The following is a 16,682-nucleotide window of genomic DNA, read 5'->3' on the forward strand; positions in this document are numbered from 1 at the left end:
TGAATTGACTCCTGAATTGCATTTTGCAGCGCCGATTAATTTACGTGCTGATCGGCGATGCGCAGGGCCTGGGAAATAATATCGAGGCCCTCGTCCAGCTCGTCCTTGGTGATGTTGAGCGGGGGCGCAATGAAGATGAGGTTCCAGCGCACGAAAGTGTACATGCCCAGCTCCCGGATTTTGGCTGCCACCTGGTTCATCACCGCCATCTGCTCGGCCGTGGCGTTCCAGGGTGCCATCGGCTCCTTGGTGTCGCGGTTCTTCACCAGTTCCAGGCAGCCAAACAGGCCGGTGTTGCGCCAGTCACCGATGCTCGGGTGCTCCGCCATCAGGTCGCAGATGCGGGCGTCAAGGTAGTGGCCCAGCTCCTGCACGTTCTGCAGCATGTTTTCCTCCTCGTAGATGTCGAGCACGGCCACGGCGGCGGCGCAGGAAACCGGGTGAGCCGAGTACGTGAGGCCCAGCGGCAGGGGCCGCTCGTCGAAGTAGTGCGCAATGGCATCGTCCACCATCACCGCGCCCAGGGGTAGGTAGCCGGCGGTGATGCCCTTGGCCATGCACATCAGGTCGACTTTCACGCCGTGGTGGTCGGAGCCAAACCATTTGCCCGTGCGCCCGAAGCCCGACATTACCTCGTCGGCAATCAGCATAATGCCGTGTTTATCACAGATTTGCCGCACCCGCTGCCAGTAGCCGGGCGGGTACTTGATGCAGCCCGAAGTGCCCGACTCGCCCTCCAGCACGATGGCCGCCACGCTGCCCGGATTCTCGTAGCCGATGATGCGTTCCATGGCCGCGGCGGCGCGCTCGGCGCACTCCTCGGGCGTGCTGCTGTACCAGGGGCAGCGGTAGAAATACGGGTTTTCGACGTGCACCGTGCCGGGCATGGCCTGGGAGTCGACGGCGAACTTGCGCGGGTCGCCGCCCACGCTGATGGCCCCGTACGAGGCGCCGTGAAACGACTGGTACAGCGACACGATCTTGTGCCGGCCGGTGTAGATGCGGGCCAGTTTGATGGCGTTTTCAATGGCCTCGGCCCCGCCCAGGGTGAAGAAGGCCTTGGTCAGGTTAGGGGCGGTGATTTCCGCCAGCCGCTTGCCCAAGTCGCCCCGGGCCTTAGTAATCATGCCGGGGTACACGTAGCTCAGCTCCCGCATCTGCGCGGCCACCGCTTCAGTCACCTTCTGGTTGCCGTGGCCGATGTTAACGTTCATCAGCTGCGACGAGAAATCGATGTAGCGCTTCCCGTCCCGGTCCCACAGATACACGCCCTCGGCCCGCTCGGCGCTGATGGGGTTTAGCCCGGCCTGTTTCGACCAGGAAAACAGGGTATGGTCCAGATTATCCCGCAGGATTTGCTCCTTGTCGGTTTCGGTGTAGGTTTCCATTTGTGGGTGGGATTAATTTCTCGCGGTGTTCCGCAGAGGATTACGCAGTGTCTCGCAGTGTTCTAACGATATCAGCACACTGCGAAACACTGCGCTTGAAAATCGCGAAACATTGCGAGAAATTAAGTTAAGAAATTCCTGTTAGCTCATCCAGTTTACCCGCGACTCGGGGTTCCACTTGGTCGTGGTTTTCTTGAGCTGGGTCCAGAATTCGATGGAGCTTTTGCCGGTGATGTCGCAGGCACCGAATTTCGACTCGTTCCAGCCGCCGAAGGAGAATGGCTCCCGGGGCACCGGCACGCCGATGTTGACGCCAATCATGCCGGCGTTGGCGTGGTCCATCACGTAGCGGGCCATGCTGCCGCTCTGGGTAAATACCGCCGCCGCGTTGCCGTAGGGGTTGGCGTTTTCGATGGCCAGGGCCTCGTCGAGCGTGTTGGTGCGCAGGATGGCCAGCACCGGGCCGAACACTTCTTCCTGGGCAATGCGCATGTCGGGCGTCACGTAGTCGACCACGGTGGGGCCCACGTAGTAGCCGTCTTCGTGGCCCTCCACCCGGGCGTTGCGGCCGTCGAGCAGCACTTTGGCGCCGGCGGCTTCGGCCTCGGTGATGTGCTTTTCGATGCGCTCCTTGGCTTCCTTGCTGATAACCGAGCCCAGGTTCTGGCCGGGCACGATTTTCTTGGCCTCATCCACCAGCTTCTGCACGATGTGGTCGACGGCCCCTACTCCGACCATGGTGGAGCCGGCCATGCAGCGCTGCCCCGCGCAACCCGACATGGAGGCGGCCACATTGGAGGCGGTCATGTCGGGGTGGGCGTCGGGCAGCACCATCAGGTGGTTTTTGGCCCCGCCGAGGGCTACGCAGCGCTTCAGGTTCGAGGTGGCGCGGATGTAGACGACCTTGGCAATTTTGGTGGAACCCACGAACGACACGGCCTCGATGCCCGGATGGTCGCAGATGGCTTCCACGATTTCCCGGTCGCCGTGCACGATGTTGAGCACGCCGTCGGGCAGGCCGGCTTCCTTGAGCAGCTCGGCAATGCGGCCGGCGCTCAGCGGTACTACTTCCGAGGGCTTGAGGATCATGCAGTTGCCGAGCACCAGGGCGTTCGGGATGGTCCAGTGCGGCACCATGTTGGGGAAGTTGAAGGGCGCGATGCTGGCCACTACGCCCAGCGGCTTGCGCTCCACGCGGGCTTCGACGCCCTTGCTTACTTCCAGAAACTCGCCCTGAATCAGCTGGGGCATGGAGCAGGCAAACTCGGTCAGCTCAATGGCTTTTTCCACTTCGGCGCGGGCTTCGTCGAAGGTTTTGCCGTTTTCTTCCTGCACCAGGTCGGCCAGAGCCTTCATGTCGCGCTCCAGCAGCGTTTTGTAGCGGTAGAAAATCTGCACCCGTTCCTTAATCGGCATGGCCGACCAGGCGGGAAACGCGGCTTTGGCGGCCTGCACGGCTTGGTCCAGGGCGGCCGTGCCCGACAGCGGCACCGTGGAAATCACCCCGCCGGTAAGCGGGCTGTACACGTCGAGGCTGCGGGCTCCGGCGTCTTCGACAAACTGACCAGCGACGTAGTTACGCACCGCCGGGTACTTCAAAACTGCGACTTCCATGTTACCGAATTGTTAAGCCGATGCAAGTAATGGGTTTGCGGCACTTGTGCAACTTCATCAATTGAGAATGTAGCAACGAAAGCCGCTTGGTACCGCAAACGTTTGCAGCCCAACCTGCCAAACGACCGTAACTAAGCGGTTTTTAGCCGTTATCCGTTACAGAATCCAGATGATATTTTTTTAACACAAGAGTCGGGTAACATCCAACAAATTATTCTCTACCTTACTAATTCGCGCCGCTCCTGCCTACCGCATTCCCGTTTAGCACCAGCTACCAATGACGCCAACTCCTTCCCCGGGCCTCTACCGCCCGGAGTTCGAGCACGACGCCTGTGGGACGGGATTTATCGCGTACCTGAACGGGCAGAAGTCGCACCAGATCATCAGCGACGCGCTGACCATGTTGGAAAACATGGAGCACCGCGGCGCCTGCGGCTGCGACGCAGATTCCGGCGACGGCGCCGGGCTGCTGCTCCAACTCCCCCACTGGTTTCTGCTCGAAGAATGCACCGCCCTGAGCATCCGCCTGCCCGAGCCCGGCGGCTACGGCGTGGGCATGCTGTTTTTGCCCAAGGACGCGGCCGCGCAAACGGCCTGCCGCCAGGTCATCAACGCGGCGGGTAAGCAGCTGGGGCTGCCCATCCTGGGCTACCGCCCGGTGCCCACCAACCCCGCCGGCATCGGGCCGACGGCGCTGGCAGCGGAGCCGGCTATGGAGCAGGTGTTCGTACTGCGGCCACCGGGGCTGGCTACAGTCGAGGACTTCGAGCGGAAGCTGTACGTGCTGCGCCGCTTCATCACCAAGACGGTAGCCGAAACGGTGCCGGCCGCGGCGGACGTTTTTTACTTTGCTTCGCTGTCGAGCCAGACCATCGTATACAAGGGGCAGCTGACCACCTACCAGGTGCGCAGCTACTTTCCGGATTTGTCGAATGCGCGGGTGACGTCGGCGTTTGGGATGGTGCATTCGCGCTTTTCGACGAACACGCTGCCCTCCTGGAAGCTGGCCCAGCCATTCCGGCATTTGGCGCATAATGGCGAAATCAACACGCTGCGGGGCAATCTGAACTGGTTTTACGCCGGGGTGCGCTCATACGTGTCGCCGTACTTCACGCGGGCAGAAATGGACATGCTGCTGCCGGTTATCGACAGCCAGCAGTCGGATTCGGCCTGCTTGGATAACATCGTGGAGGTGCTCCTGCACTCGGGCCGGCCCTTGCCGCACGTGCTGATGATGCTGGTGCCCGAAGCCTGGGACGGCAACGAGCAGATGGCCCCGCTGAAAAAGGCCTTCTACGAGTTCCACGCCACGTTTATGGAGCCCTGGGACGGCCCGGCGGCCCTGCTGTTTACCGACGGCCACCTGCTCGGGGCCATGCTGGACCGCAACGGCCTGCGCCCCCTGCGCTACACCCTCACCGACGATGGCCGGGTGCTGGTGGCCTCCGAAACCGGCGTGCTGCCGATTGACGAGGCCACCATCACCAAGAAAGGCCGCCTGCAGCCGGGCAAGATGCTGCTCATCGACACGCGGGCCGGCAAAATCGTGACGGACGAGGAGCTGAAGTCGCAGGCGGCGCGGCAGCAGCCCTACGGGCAGTGGCTGGCGGAGTACCAGATCCGGCTGGAGGAGCTGCCCGAGCCCCGGCAGGTGTTCACGGACCTGGCGGCCGACGCGGTGTTTAAGTACCACCAGGTGTTCGGCTACACCCGCGAGGATATCGACACGCTGATTACGCCGATGGCCCTGGAGGGCAAGGAGCCGATTGGCTCGATGGGCGTGGATGTGCCGCTGGCGGTGCTGTCGGACCAGCCGCAGCATTTGAGCAGCTACTTCAAGCAGTTCTTCGCCCAGGTCACCAACCCGCCCATCGACCCGATCCGGGAGCGGCTGGTGATGAGCCTGGCCACGTTTATCGGCAACAACGGCAACATCCTGGACGAGGACAAGATGCACTGCCACTGCGTGGCTTTGCGGCAGCCGGTGCTGACCAACCACGAGCTCGAAAAGCTGCGCAGCATCGATACGGGCCTGTTCAACGCCAAGACCCTGCAGACCTACTTCAAGGCCGACGGGCAGCCGGGCGCTCTGGAAGCCGGCCTTTCGCGCCTGTGCCGCTACGCCGAGGACGCGGTGCGCGACGGCTTCGAGGTGCTCATCCTCTCCGACCGGGCCGTGGACTCCAAGCACGCCCCGATTCCGTCGCTGCTGGCCGTGTCGGCGGTGCACCACCATTTGATCCGGCTGGGCGTGCGCGCCGCCGTGGGCCTGGTTGTGGAGGCCGGCGACGTGTGGGAAGTCCACCATTTCGCCTGCCTGCTGGCCTTCGGGGCCACGGCCATCAACCCGTACCTGGCGCTGTCGACGGTGCAGACCATGCACGCGGGTGGGCAGTTCCGGACTACGCTCGACGCCGATAAGCTGCGGCAGAACTACATCAAGGCGGTGTGCGACGGGCTGCTGAAGATTTTCTCGAAGATGGGCATCAGCACCCTGCAGTCGTACCAGGGCGCGCAGGTGTTTGAAATTCTGGGCCTGAACCAGGCGGTGGTCGACCGGTATTTTACCGGGGCGGTGACGCGCATCGGCGGGCTGGGCTTGGATGAAATTGCCCGGGAGACGCTGTACAAGCAGTTTCAGGGCTTCCGCAGCTCGTCGGCGGAGGAGCAGCCGCTGCTGCCGGAGGGCGGGGTGTACCAGTGGCGGCGGCGCGGGGAGGCGCACATGTTCAACCCCGAAACCGTGCACCTGCTCCAGCACGCCACCCGCACCAATAACTACGAAACCTACCGGCGTTACGCCCGGCTGGTGAACGAGCAGCAGGAGCGGCTGTTTACGCTGCGCGGGCTGCTGGACTTTGCCCGGCACCGGCCGGCCATTCCGCTGGCGGAAGTGGAGCCGGCCGAAAGCATCATGCGGCGCTTTGCCACCGGGGCCATGTCGTTCGGCTCCATCTCGCACGAGGCGCACAGCACCCTGGCCATTGCCATGAACCGTATCGGGGGCAAAAGCAACACTGGCGAAGGCGGCGAGGACCCGCTGCGCTACGAACGGCTGCCCAATGGCGACTCCATGCGCTCGGCCATCAAGCAGGTGGCCTCGGCCCGCTTCGGCGTGACGGCCCAGTACCTGACCAACGCCGACGAGCTGCAGATCAAGATGGCCCAGGGCGCCAAGCCGGGCGAAGGGGGCCAATTGCCCGGCCACAAGGTGGACGAGTGGATTGCCCGGGTCCGGCACGCCACGCCCGGCGTCGGGCTCATCTCGCCCCCGCCCCACCACGACATCTACTCCATCGAGGACCTGGCCCAGCTTATCTTCGACCTCAAAAACGCCAACCGGGCGGCCCGCATCAGCGTGAAGCTGGTATCCAAGGCCGGCGTGGGCACCATTGCGGCGGGCGTCGCCAAAGCCCACGCCGACGTCATCCTGATTGCCGGCTACGACGGCGGCACCGGGGCCTCGCCCATTTCATCCATCAAGCACGCCGGCTTGCCCTGGGAGCTGGGCCTGGCCGAAGCCCACCAGACGCTGGTGCGCAACCAGCTGCGCAGCCGGGTGGTGCTGCAGGCCGACGGGCAGGTGAAAACCGGCCGCGACCTGGCCGTGGCCGCCCTGCTCGGGGCCGAGGAATGGGGCGTAGCCACGGCCGCGCTGATTGCCGGCGGCTGCATCCTGATGCGCAAGTGCCACCTGAACACCTGCCCGGTGGGCGTGGCTACCCAGGACCCGGAGCTGCGCAAGTTCTTCACCGGCCAGCCCGAGCACATCGTGAACCTGTTCCGCTTCCTGGCCGAGGAGCTGCGCGAAATCATGGCCGAGCTGGGCTTCCGCACGGTAAATGAAATGGTGGGCCGGCCGCAGTTTCTGAAAGTGCGCGAGGACCTCACCCACTGGAAAGCCCGCACCCTGGACCTGACCGACCTGCTGCAGCCCGTGCCCAACCCCTCGGGCGGCACCCTACACCAGAGCGAGGAGCAGGACCACGGCCTCCGCCATGTCCTCGACTGGCAGCTGCTGGAGCACGCGCAGCCGGCTTTAGCCGAGCGGGTACCAGTGTTTGCCACCTTCGAAGTGCACAACACCGACCGCACCATCGGCACCCTGCTCAGCAACGAGGTGACCAAGCGCTACCAGGGCGCCGGGCTGCCCGCCGATACGATTAACTACACCTTCCGCGGCTCGGCGGGGCAGAGCTTCGGGGCGTTCTGCGCCAGGGGCCTCTCGTTCCGGCTCGAAGGCGAGGCCAACGACTACGTGGGCAAGGGCCTGAGTGGGGCGCAGCTGGCCATTTGTCCGCCGCCCGAGGCCCGCTACCTGCCTGAGCAGAACATCATCATCGGCAACGTGGCCCTGTACGGGGCTACCTCCGGGGAGCTGTTCGTGCGCGGGCAGGCCGGGGAACGGTTTGCCGTGCGCAATTCCGGCGCCACGGCGGTGGTCGAAGGCGTGGGGGACCACGGCTGCGAGTACATGACCGGGGGCCGGGCCCTCATCCTGGGCCGCACCGGGCGCAACTTCGCCGCCGGCATGAGCGGGGGCTTGGCCTGGGTGTACGACCCGGACGGCTCCTTCCCCGCCAACTGCAACCGGGAAATGGTGGACCTGGACCCGCTCGACGCCGACGACGAAGACCAGATCCGCCAGCTGCTGCTGCGCCACCAGCAGCTCACCGGCTCCCGGCTGGCCGCCTTCCTGCTCGATAACTGGCCGCAGGAAGCCGGCCGCTTCGTGAAGGTGTTTCCTTCGGAGTACAAAAAGGTGCTGCAGGCGGCGCAGCTGGAGCCGGCTGAGCGGTAACCTCACCCCCCGGCCCCCTCTCCTTGGGGAGAGGGGGAGCCTGATGGCGGCGACGACGTGGTCCTGCATCAATGGGAAATTCAGGTTAGGGTGACGAGCGGATTCGCACCAATCCAAAATCAATCATCAACGAAAACAAACCAGCCTCCCAAAGTCGTCAGGCTCCCCCTCTCCTTTTCGGAGAGGGGGCCGGGGGGTGAGGCGCCTATGGCACACATCACCGGTTTCAAGGAATTTGCCCGCGAGCTGCCCCCCAAGGCGGCCCCGCAGGAGCGCGTGCAGCACAACCAGGAGTTCGTGGGCCGCTACGAGCAGGCGCAGCTGACCACGCAAGCCGCCCGCTGCATGAACTGCGGCATTCCGTTCTGTCACGCGGGCTGTCCGCTGGGCAACATCATCCCGGAGTTCAACGAGGCGGTGCACCGGCAGGACTGGGAGCAGGCCTACCAGATTCTGGCCGCCACCAACAACTTCCCCGAGTTTACCGGCCGCATCTGCCCCGCGCCCTGCGAGGCGGCCTGCGTGCTGAGCATCAACCGGGCGCCGGTGGCCATCGAGGAAATCGAGAAGCACATCATTGAGCTGGCCTTCGCCAAGGGCTACGTGCGGCCTACGTCACCGGTGCTGAAGTCGGACCGGGCGGTGGCGGTGGTGGGCTCGGGGCCGGCCGGACTGGCGGCGGCGGCCCAGCTGGTGCGGGCCGGGCACGCCGTCACGGTGTTTGAGCGCGACGAGCGGCCCGGCGGCTTGCTACGCTACGGCGTACCCGATTTCAAGCTAGAAAAGTGGGTAATTGACCGCCGCCTGGCCTTGCTCGAAGCCGACGGCGTGCAGTTCCGCTGCGGGGTGGAAATTGGCCGCGACCTGCCCGCTGCCGACCTGCTGCGCGACTTCGACGCGGTGGTGTTGGCCGGCGGCGCCCTGGCCCCGCGGGATTTGCCCATCGACGGCCGGGAGCTGCAGGGCATCCACCAGGCCATGCCCTACCTCACGCAGCACAACCGCCGCGTGGCCGGCCAGCCCATTGAGGGCGAGGAGCTGCACTTTGCCGGCGAAGACGTGGTGGTCATCGGCAGCGGCGACACGGGCTCCGACTGCGTGGGCACGGCCAACCGCCAGCAGGCCCGCTCGGTCACGCAGTTTGCCCAGATGAACGAGCCCGCCGCCGAGCGGCCCGCCCACACGCCCTGGCCGCTGGAGCCGGCCATTTTCCGCACGAGCACCTCGCACGAGGAAGGCTGCCAGCGCTACTGGGGCATCAAAACCAAGGCCTTCCTGGGCGACGCCGCCGGCCGGGTGCGCGCCCTGCTGGTATCCGACATCAGCTGGGAAACCGACGTGCTGGGCCGCCGCCTGGGCTTCCAGGAAATCGAGGGCTCGGCGCGCGAAATTCCGGCCCAGCGGGTGCTGCTGGCTCTGGGCTTCACCGGCCCCGAGCCGGGCGGCCTGCTCCAGCAACTCGGCGCGGCCCTGGATGAGCGCGGCAACGTGCGGGCCTCGGAGCAGGACTACCAGACCAGCGTGGCGAAGGTGTTCGTGGCCGGCGACATGCGCCGCGGGCAGTCGTTGGTGGTCTGGGCCATTTCGGAGGGCCGCGAAGCCGCCCGGCAGGTCGACCAGTTTCTGATGGGCAAAACGGCGCTGCCCAGCAAGCACGCGGTGGGTATGTGGGCTTGAGTCCGCGCTGGCTGGGCAAGGGGCGCCAGACTCGCCAGCCAATGTTTTTTGCGCGGTATTTCCCACAAATTCAGCATACCGCGCATGATTCGCCGTTGGGTTTGCGCGGTATTTCTTACTTCTCCAAAATACCGCGCAAACCCGGAGTGAGCGACTAACCCAGCACGGCGCTCAGGCAACGGCCGGCCCTTATTTCGAATCTAATTCGGCGGCACCGGGCTTCGGCTTTGGTGCCGCTTCGCATATAGTCGCATCTTTGGCCACCAATAGCTTTTTTGATGTCGTTTAGCCACCGGTTGTTTCTGCTCTTTCCGCTTGTCGCGCTGGCAGCCATGCCGGCCCGGGCCCAGACCCGGCCGGAGCCCCCTCCGGCCGCCCCGGCCCAGCAGGTAATGACGTTGCGCGTGACCCTGCCCACGGCCGTGGGCTACGCCATGCGGCTGCTCAGCAAGGACGACAACGCCGCCAAGCCCGCCGGCAAAACGGCCCCGCGCACCAGCAACCCGGTGCTGGTCTTTACGGTGCCGCTGCCGCAGCTGCTATCCGGCAAAAAGGCCGAGGCCCCGGCCGCTCCCAAGAACGACTAACTTCTCCGCCCCTGTCCGGCTGCCATGAACGTCAACACCTCCCTCGTCATTCCCATTGCCCTGAGCATGCTGGCCGTGCGCTGGCTGCGGCAGCTGTTGAACCTGCCCACCCGCTTGCCCCAGATCAACCGCCTGCTCGACTGGATCTGGGTACCCGGCGTGGCCCTGCTGGCCCTGTCGGTGGGCTGGGACTCCAGCCTGCTCGACGAGGTGTACCAGCTGTTCGTCTTCGGGGTGGTGCTCTACGTGCTGGTGCGCTGCCAGGACTACCGCCCGGCCCGCACCCTGGTGCTGGCGCTGGCGCCATTCGTAGCCTACTCGCTGATTGAGCTGCTGGTGGCGGCCTTCGGCAAAAGCCTGCTCAAGAGCTACGACGAGGTGTTCGAAACCTCCCAGGGCTTCACCATCATCTGGCTGGTGAGCTTCGTGCTCATTGCCCGCAACCAGAAAAAGCACCTGGAGCGGGAGCTGGCTGAGCGCGAAAAAGAAGCGGCCGAAAAACGCCGCATCGAGGCCGAAAACAGCCAACTGGAGCGCATGGTGGCCGAGCGCACCGCCACCCTCACCCAGCAGACCCAGGAGCTGCAGCACGCGCTTGACGAGCTCAAGACCACCCAGGACCAGCTGATTCAGAGCGAGAAAATGGCTTCGCTGGGCGAGCTGACCGCCGGCATTGCCCACGAAATCCAGAACCCGCTGAACTTCGTCACCAACTTCTCCGACGTGTCGGCTGAGCTGGTGCAGGAGCTGCTGGAAGAACAGCAGCGCCCCGAACGCGACCCGGACCTGGAAGCCGAGCTGCTCAGCGACCTGCGCCAGAACCTGGAGAAGATCCACCACCACGGGCAGCGGGCCGCCAGCATCGTGCGCGGCATGCTGGAGCACTCCCGCCAGAGCACCGGCGAACGGCAGCCCACCGACGTGAACAACCTCGCCGACGAGTACCTGCGCCTGGCCTACCACGGCCTGCGGGCCAAAAACAAGGCCTTCAACGCCACCATCACCACCTTCTTCGACCCGGCCGTGGGCAGCATCGACGCCGTGTCGCAGGATTTGGGGCGGGTGCTGCTGAACCTGTTTACCAACGCCTTTTACGCCGTGCAGAAGCGCCAGGAAGCCGACGGCGCCGGCTACGTGCCCACCGTGAGCGTGACCACCCACCGCAACCGCGCGGGCGAGGTGGAAATCCGGGTGAAGGACAACGGCACGGGCATTCCGGCCGACGTGCAGCAGAAAATCTTCCAGCCCTTCTTCACCACCAAGCCCACCGGCGAAGGCACCGGTCTGGGCCTGTCGCTGAGCTACGACATCGTCACCAAGGGCCACGGCGGCACCCTGGAAGTGGAGTCGACGGCCGGCGTCGGCACCGAGTTTATTATCACCTTGCCGGCCTAGCAGCCGTTCGCGCTCCAGCGAATTGCCCTAGCTTTGCTTACGATGAAAATATTAGTGGTCGACGACGAGCCGGATGTGCGCACGCTGTTTGAGCAGCGGTTTCGCCGCGAAATCCGCAGCGGGCAGTTCTCGTTTTCCTTCGCTTACTCCGGCGAAGAAGCCCTGGAGTACCTGCACGCGCACCCCTCCGAAGTAGTACTGATTCTCAGCGACATCAACATGCCCGGCATGAGCGGCTTGGAGCTGCTGCGCCACATCCGGGCCGAATACCCGGCCCCGCCGCCCCCGCAGGTGATGATGATTACGGCCTACGGCGACCAGGACAGCCACGACCAGGCCCTGCGCCTCGGCGCCGATGACTTCCTGACCAAGCCCGTCGACTTCGTCGCCCTTAAGGCCAAGCTGGCCGCCATGGAACCGCATGAAAACTAAGATTCTGGTCGTCGACGACGAGGCGGACCTGGAACTGCTCATCAAGCAGAAGTTCCGGCGCAAAATCCGCGAAAACGTCTACGAGTTCGTATTTGCCAGCAACGGCCAGCAGGCCCTCGACGCGCTGCGCCAGCACCCCGACACCGACATCATCCTCAGCGACATCAACATGCCGGTGATGGACGGGCTGACCCTGCTCAGCCGCCTGCAGGAGACGAACCCGGTGGTCAAGACGGTCATCGTGTCGGCTTACGGCGACATGCAGAACCTGCGCACGGCCATGAACCGCGGCGCCTTCGACTTCGTGACCAAGCCGGTGGACTTCGCCGACCTGGAAACCACCATGGACAAGACCGCCCAGCACGTACAGCAGCTGCGCGACACGCTGCGCGCCATCCAGGAAAACAACATCCTGAAGATGTACGTCGACGAGACGGTGCTCAACGTGATGGCCCGGCCCGAGTTCGAGCACACGCTCATGATCAGCGAGACGGTGCAGGCCAGCGTGGCCTTTATCGACATCTGCGGCTTCACCAGCCTCTCCGAAGTGCTGCCCGCCGCCGACATCGTGGGCATGCTCAATACGTACTTCGACCAGATGGTGAAGGAAATCATTGCCCAGGGCGGCCACGTCGACAAGTTTATGGGCGACGCGGTCATGGCCGTGTTCCGGGGCGAGTACCACCTCGACCGCGCCATCGACGCGGCTCTGGCGGTGCGCGCCACGGTGCAGGCCAACGAGTACACCCTGCCCGACGGCCAGCGCTACCAGCCGCAGGTGAGCATCGGCGTCAATACCGGCGAAATGGTGTCGGGCAACATCGGCTCGGCCTCACTCAAGCGCCTGGATTACACCGTCATCGGCGACACGGTGAACGTGAGCCAGCGCCTGCAGTCGGTGGCCCAGCCCGGCCAGATCATCATCACCGAATCGACCTACGAGCTGGTGAAGGAGTCGTTTCAGTGCCGCCCGCTGCACGAAGTGACGCTGAAGAACAAGGCCCAGCCCATCATGATTTACGAAGTGGTGGCGTAGGAGCGTTTTTCGTTGTTCGTTGTTCGTCCCCTGAACGTCATCCTGAGCAGAGCGAAGGACCTTCCTCACACCCTGCACCAACTACGAAGCGCAGCCGCCAACGCCCTTTTGTCCGGGCTTGGCGGCTGCGCTTCTGCATTACCGGAAAAGCGTCAGCACTTCGTAGGCAGCGGTGGTGCAGGGTGCGAGGAAGGTCCTTCGGCTGCGCCTCAGGATGACGGCTTTTACCTGTCGAACAACGAAAAACAAACAACGAACCCCTATCCCGCCGCTACCGACTTCTCGTTCTGGCGGCGCAGGCGCTGGCAGAGCACGCGCAGGATGTTGCGCAGCACTTCGGGGCGCTCCTCCATCACGTCATAGAAGTCGTCCTGATCGAGGCGGAAGGCCAGCACGGGGCCCTGGGTGAGGGCGGAAGCGGAGCGGGGCTCGGCGTCGAGCAGGGCCAGCTCGCCGAAAAAGTCGCCGGGGCCGAAGGTGGCCAGCTGCTGCGCCCCGGAGAAGATGCCCACCTCGCCTGTCTGCACGATGAAGAGCGAGGTGCCCAGGTCGCCCTTGGCAAAAATCTGCTCCCCGGCCGGGAAGCTGACTTCTTTCATGATGGGCACGATGCTGCTGAGCACGTTTTCGGGGGTGGCGGCGAAGAGGGCGGTGTGCTTGAGCAGGGCCACCCGCTCGGCGGCGGAAATGCGGGATTCGGGCGCAGAATGGCTCATGAGAACGGAATCGAGGGTGGGTTGATGGGTCCGCAGCTGTGCGTACAGCCCGGGCTCCTGCTGCTGCACGCGGCGGGCCAGGGCTTCGGCCGCCTCGCGCACCAGCGGGCTGGCGCTGCCCAGGCGGGCCCGCAGGGCGGCGGCGTCGGCCAGGGCGGCGGTGGGCTGCCACTGCCCGAGGGCCTGGGCAATGGTCCAGTCGGTGAAGGCCGCTTCGCCGCGGCGGGCTACGGTGGGCACGATGGCCGCCAATGGCTCGTCGTAGGTCAGCAGCTGCTCGAAGGTGCGCAGGCGCGCGGCGGCCGGGGCCACTTCCAGCAGGGTCTGCAGGGCCTGGTATACGGGCTGCGGAATGAGGTTGTCGAGGATTTCGAGGGCGTTGGCCTGCCGCTCGCGGGCGGCCTGGGCCACGCCGCGCTGGGCGTCGGCAATGAGCTGGGGCGGGTAGAGCTGCCCCAGCAGGCCGAACAGGCGCTGCTGCACCCGCGTCAGCTCGTACTCCAGGCTACTGGCCAGCGGCGCGGCCGGGTCCAGCTCGGCGAGGCCGCTGAGCAGGTGGCGGGCCAGCTGCAGCTCCTCCTGCACCAGGGCCTCGAACACCGGCGCGTCGGCGGCCTCGGGGGCAAAGCTGCGCAGGGCGCGCAGGGCGGCTTCGCGGCGGAAAAGGTTGGGCTGCCAGGCCAGGGCCACCAGGGCCTGGCGGCTGGCGGGCAGGGGCAGCCGGCCGCAGAGCAGGGCCACGCGGCGCACCAGCGCGTCGTCGGCGTCGGGGCTTTCCAGGGTGGCGGCCAGGGCCGGCACGGCGGCGGGGCCACGCTGCAGCAGGGCCTGGGTGGCGGCGGGCCGGGTGGCTTTGTCGCGCAGGGCCTCGATGAGCTGAGCCGGTTCGACCGGCGCAAAATCGTCCGGGTTGAAATCAGCGGCGGCACTGCCGCCCGCGTCGGCGGTATCGGCCCAGCGCAGGCTGGCGGCGGTGTCGGCGGTGCTAGAGAAGCGGCGGCTCAGGGCGTGCTGCAGCTCGGCGAGGTAGTGGTTGTGGGTGCGGAACAGGAAGTACCCGGCCATGAGCACGAAGCCGCTCATCCAGGCAAACGGCGCCCAGGCCGACACGTCGGGCAGGCGGTGCACCGCTAGCAGCAGCAGGCCGCCCAGGCCCAGGCCCAGCGGCTCATACACTCCCTTGGCCAGGGTGTGGGCCTGCAGGCGCTCGGGCGGCGAAAGGGGCTGAAACAGGGTCAGAAACAGCGGGTCGAACAGGGCACGGCGCAGCACTTCCAGGATCAGAAACAGCCCGCAGAAGTACAGCAGCAGGGTTTCGTCGTCGGCCTGCACGTACCACAGGCCGCCGGCCAGCACCATGCCCGCGGCCATGATGATGGGCAGCGCCATGAGGGTGCGGCGCACGCCCACCTGGTCGGTGGTGGCACGCGAGAGCAGCAGCTTGAAGCCCAGCGCCAGCAGGTAGGTGACGACGAGCACCGAGCCCACGTAGCGCATCACCGTGGCCTGGTCGTGGAATTTGTGCTTGACGTTGACGAAAAACGAGTACTCGATGCCGGTGGTGACGGCCGCCACGGCCAGCATGCTCAGGCACATCGTCAGCACCAGGCGGCTGCTGCCGAACCAGCGCTGCAGGGCCGGCGCTACGGCCTGCTGCCGGGCACCGCGGGCGGCGGCGCGCACTTCCACGGCGTGGCCCCGGCCGGTGGCCCGCAGCACCAGCAGGGCGCCCAGGTAGGCCCCGAAAGCGGTGAGCAGCAGCCAGAGCAGCTCGGAGTGGTGGTGGATGAGGATGGCCAGCACCGCGCCCAGGGCCTTGGCCGGCATGTCGCCCGAGCTGATGACGCTGAAGAGGCGCCGGCCCTGGCGCACGTCGAACACCACCGCCGACACGCCCCAGAACTCCAGGTTGGTGAGCAGGTAAATCACGCGGTAGCCCGTCATGATGGCCACCGCCGCGGCCACCGAGTGGCCCCAGGTAACCAAGGCGGCCAGCACCCCGGTCAGGGCCAGGGTGGCCAGCAGTACCCGCACGGCCACCCGCTGCAGGCCGAGGTGGTGCTCGTAGCGGGCGTAGATTTTGCCAGCCCCGATCATGGCGGCGGCGGCGGCCATGTAGGCCAGCGGCAGGTTACGCTCGGGGTTGTTTTCGAGCAGGATAACGTTAGCCGACACGTACACCAGGATGGTGCCGATGCCGAGCAGGAAGTTGTGCAGGAAGAACAGGCCCACCGTGCGCCCTTCGTCGGCGCGAATGCCCAGCAACTGGCGCCAGCGTGCGAGTAGTGTCATTCCGGATAGCTGAATCTGGCGGAGCCCGGGGCCCCATGAAAGCTGCAAGATAGCGCCCGAAGCGGCCCGGCGCGGATTTTTCCGGTAATTACGCGCCCTTAACCCCTCGCCTCCCCCGATGGATTGCCTGCGCGCCGAAACCTACGTGCTCGACCTGCTGCACCAGCTGCCCCCCGACCTGCGCTACCACGGCCGGCACCATACCCTCGACGTGGTAGCGGCTGCCCAGGCCCTGGCCGCCGCCGAGGGCATCACCGACCCCGAGCAGCTAACCCTGCTGCGCACCGCCGCCCACTACCACGACGCGGGCTTCCTCTCGACTTACCGCGGCCACGAAGCCGCCGGCTGCGCTCTGGCCCGCACGGTTCTGCCCGGGTTCGGCTACTCCGCGGCGCAGATCGAGCTGATCTGCCGGCTTATCATGGCCACCGAAATGCCCCAGGCGCCCGGCCCCGAGCCGCTGGCCCGCATCCTCTGCGACGCCGACCTGGACTACCTCGGCCGCCCCGACTACTGGCCCATCAGCCAGACCCTGCGCACCGAGCTGGCCAGCCACGGTCAGCCCTACGACGCGGCGGCCTGGCTGCGGCTGCAGCAGGAGTTCTTAACCACCCACCGCTACTGGACGCGCACCGCCGCCACGCAGCGCGAGCCGCAGAAGCAGGCTCGGCTGGCCGAAGTGCGGGCGGAACTGGCGCAGCTGACCGCGCCCTGAAGTCCTGCGCAGCAGCGCCCGTCGCCAGT

10 protein-coding genes are annotated in these 16,682 nt (G+C 65.7%); 7 read left to right on the forward strand and 3 right to left on the reverse strand.

Annotated elements, in window-relative coordinates; translation table 11 throughout:
* Positions 1 to 35 precede the first annotated feature (35 nt).
* Together FDY95_RS02900 and FDY95_RS02905 are read right to left on the reverse strand one after the other, a co-directional pair.
* Complete coding sequence (locus FDY95_RS02900) at positions 36 to 1,388, reverse strand: aminotransferase class III-fold pyridoxal phosphate-dependent enzyme (RefSeq protein ID WP_138075205.1); 1,353 nt, start codon at positions 1,386 to 1,388, stop codon at positions 36 to 38.
* A gap of 141 nt (positions 1,389 to 1,529) precedes the next feature.
* Positions 1,530 to 3,002: a CoA-acylating methylmalonate-semialdehyde dehydrogenase gene (locus tag FDY95_RS02905; protein WP_246073907.1), complete on the reverse strand. Its 1,473-nt coding sequence runs from the start codon at positions 3,000 to 3,002 to the stop codon at positions 1,530 to 1,532.
* Positions 3,003 to 3,279: 277 nt separating this feature from the next.
* Here FDY95_RS02905 and gltB point away from each other — a divergent pair, with 277 nt between their 5' ends.
* The 6 genes from gltB (at position 3,280) to FDY95_RS02935 (ending at position 12,930) form a co-directional block, all read left to right on the forward strand.
* Positions 3,280 to 7,803 (forward strand): glutamate synthase large subunit, encoded by a 4,524-nt coding sequence (gene gltB, locus FDY95_RS02910; RefSeq protein WP_138075206.1) that lies wholly within the window; start codon positions 3,280 to 3,282, stop codon positions 7,801 to 7,803.
* 207 nt (positions 7,804 to 8,010) lie between these two features.
* The gene (locus FDY95_RS02915; RefSeq protein WP_138075207.1) at positions 8,011 to 9,480 is read left to right on the forward strand and encodes a glutamate synthase subunit beta; all 1,470 of its coding nucleotides are present in this window, start codon (positions 8,011 to 8,013) and stop codon (positions 9,478 to 9,480) included.
* Between the two features lie 278 nt (positions 9,481 to 9,758).
* Positions 9,759 to 10,067, forward strand: a complete 309-nt coding sequence (locus tag FDY95_RS02920; RefSeq protein ID WP_138075208.1) for a hypothetical protein — start codon at positions 9,759 to 9,761, stop codon at positions 10,065 to 10,067.
* Between the two features lie 24 nt (positions 10,068 to 10,091).
* Positions 10,092 to 11,462, forward strand: coding sequence for an ATP-binding protein (locus FDY95_RS02925; protein ID WP_138075209.1), 1,371 nt, complete (start codon positions 10,092 to 10,094; stop codon positions 11,460 to 11,462).
* 42 nt (positions 11,463 to 11,504) lie between these two features.
* On the forward strand, positions 11,505 to 11,894 hold the full coding sequence (locus FDY95_RS02930) for a response regulator (RefSeq protein ID WP_138075210.1): 390 nt from the start codon (positions 11,505 to 11,507) through the stop codon (positions 11,892 to 11,894).
* Positions 11,884 to 12,930, forward strand: a complete 1,047-nt coding sequence (locus FDY95_RS02935; protein WP_138075211.1) for an adenylate/guanylate cyclase domain-containing protein — start codon at positions 11,884 to 11,886, stop codon at positions 12,928 to 12,930. Before FDY95_RS02930 ends, FDY95_RS02935 begins: the two co-directional genes overlap by 11 nt.
* A gap of 260 nt (positions 12,931 to 13,190) precedes the next feature.
* Here the strand turns inward: FDY95_RS02935 and FDY95_RS02940 are convergent, their stop codons facing one another.
* On the reverse strand, positions 13,191 to 15,938 hold the full coding sequence (locus tag FDY95_RS02940) for a cyclic nucleotide-binding domain-containing protein (RefSeq protein ID WP_138075212.1): 2,748 nt from the start codon (positions 15,936 to 15,938) through the stop codon (positions 13,191 to 13,193).
* A gap of 118 nt (positions 15,939 to 16,056) precedes the next feature.
* Here FDY95_RS02940 and FDY95_RS02945 point away from each other — a divergent pair, with 118 nt between their 5' ends.
* A complete protein-coding gene (locus FDY95_RS02945; RefSeq protein ID WP_138075213.1) occupies positions 16,057 to 16,653 on the forward strand; it encodes an HD domain-containing protein in 597 nt (198 codons plus the stop codon).
* The last annotated feature ends 29 nt before the right edge of the window (positions 16,654 to 16,682 follow it).

This window comes from Hymenobacter jeollabukensis, assembly GCF_005771675.1.
GTDB classification, from domain to species: domain Bacteria; phylum Bacteroidota; class Bacteroidia; order Cytophagales; family Hymenobacteraceae; genus Solirubrum; species Solirubrum jeollabukense.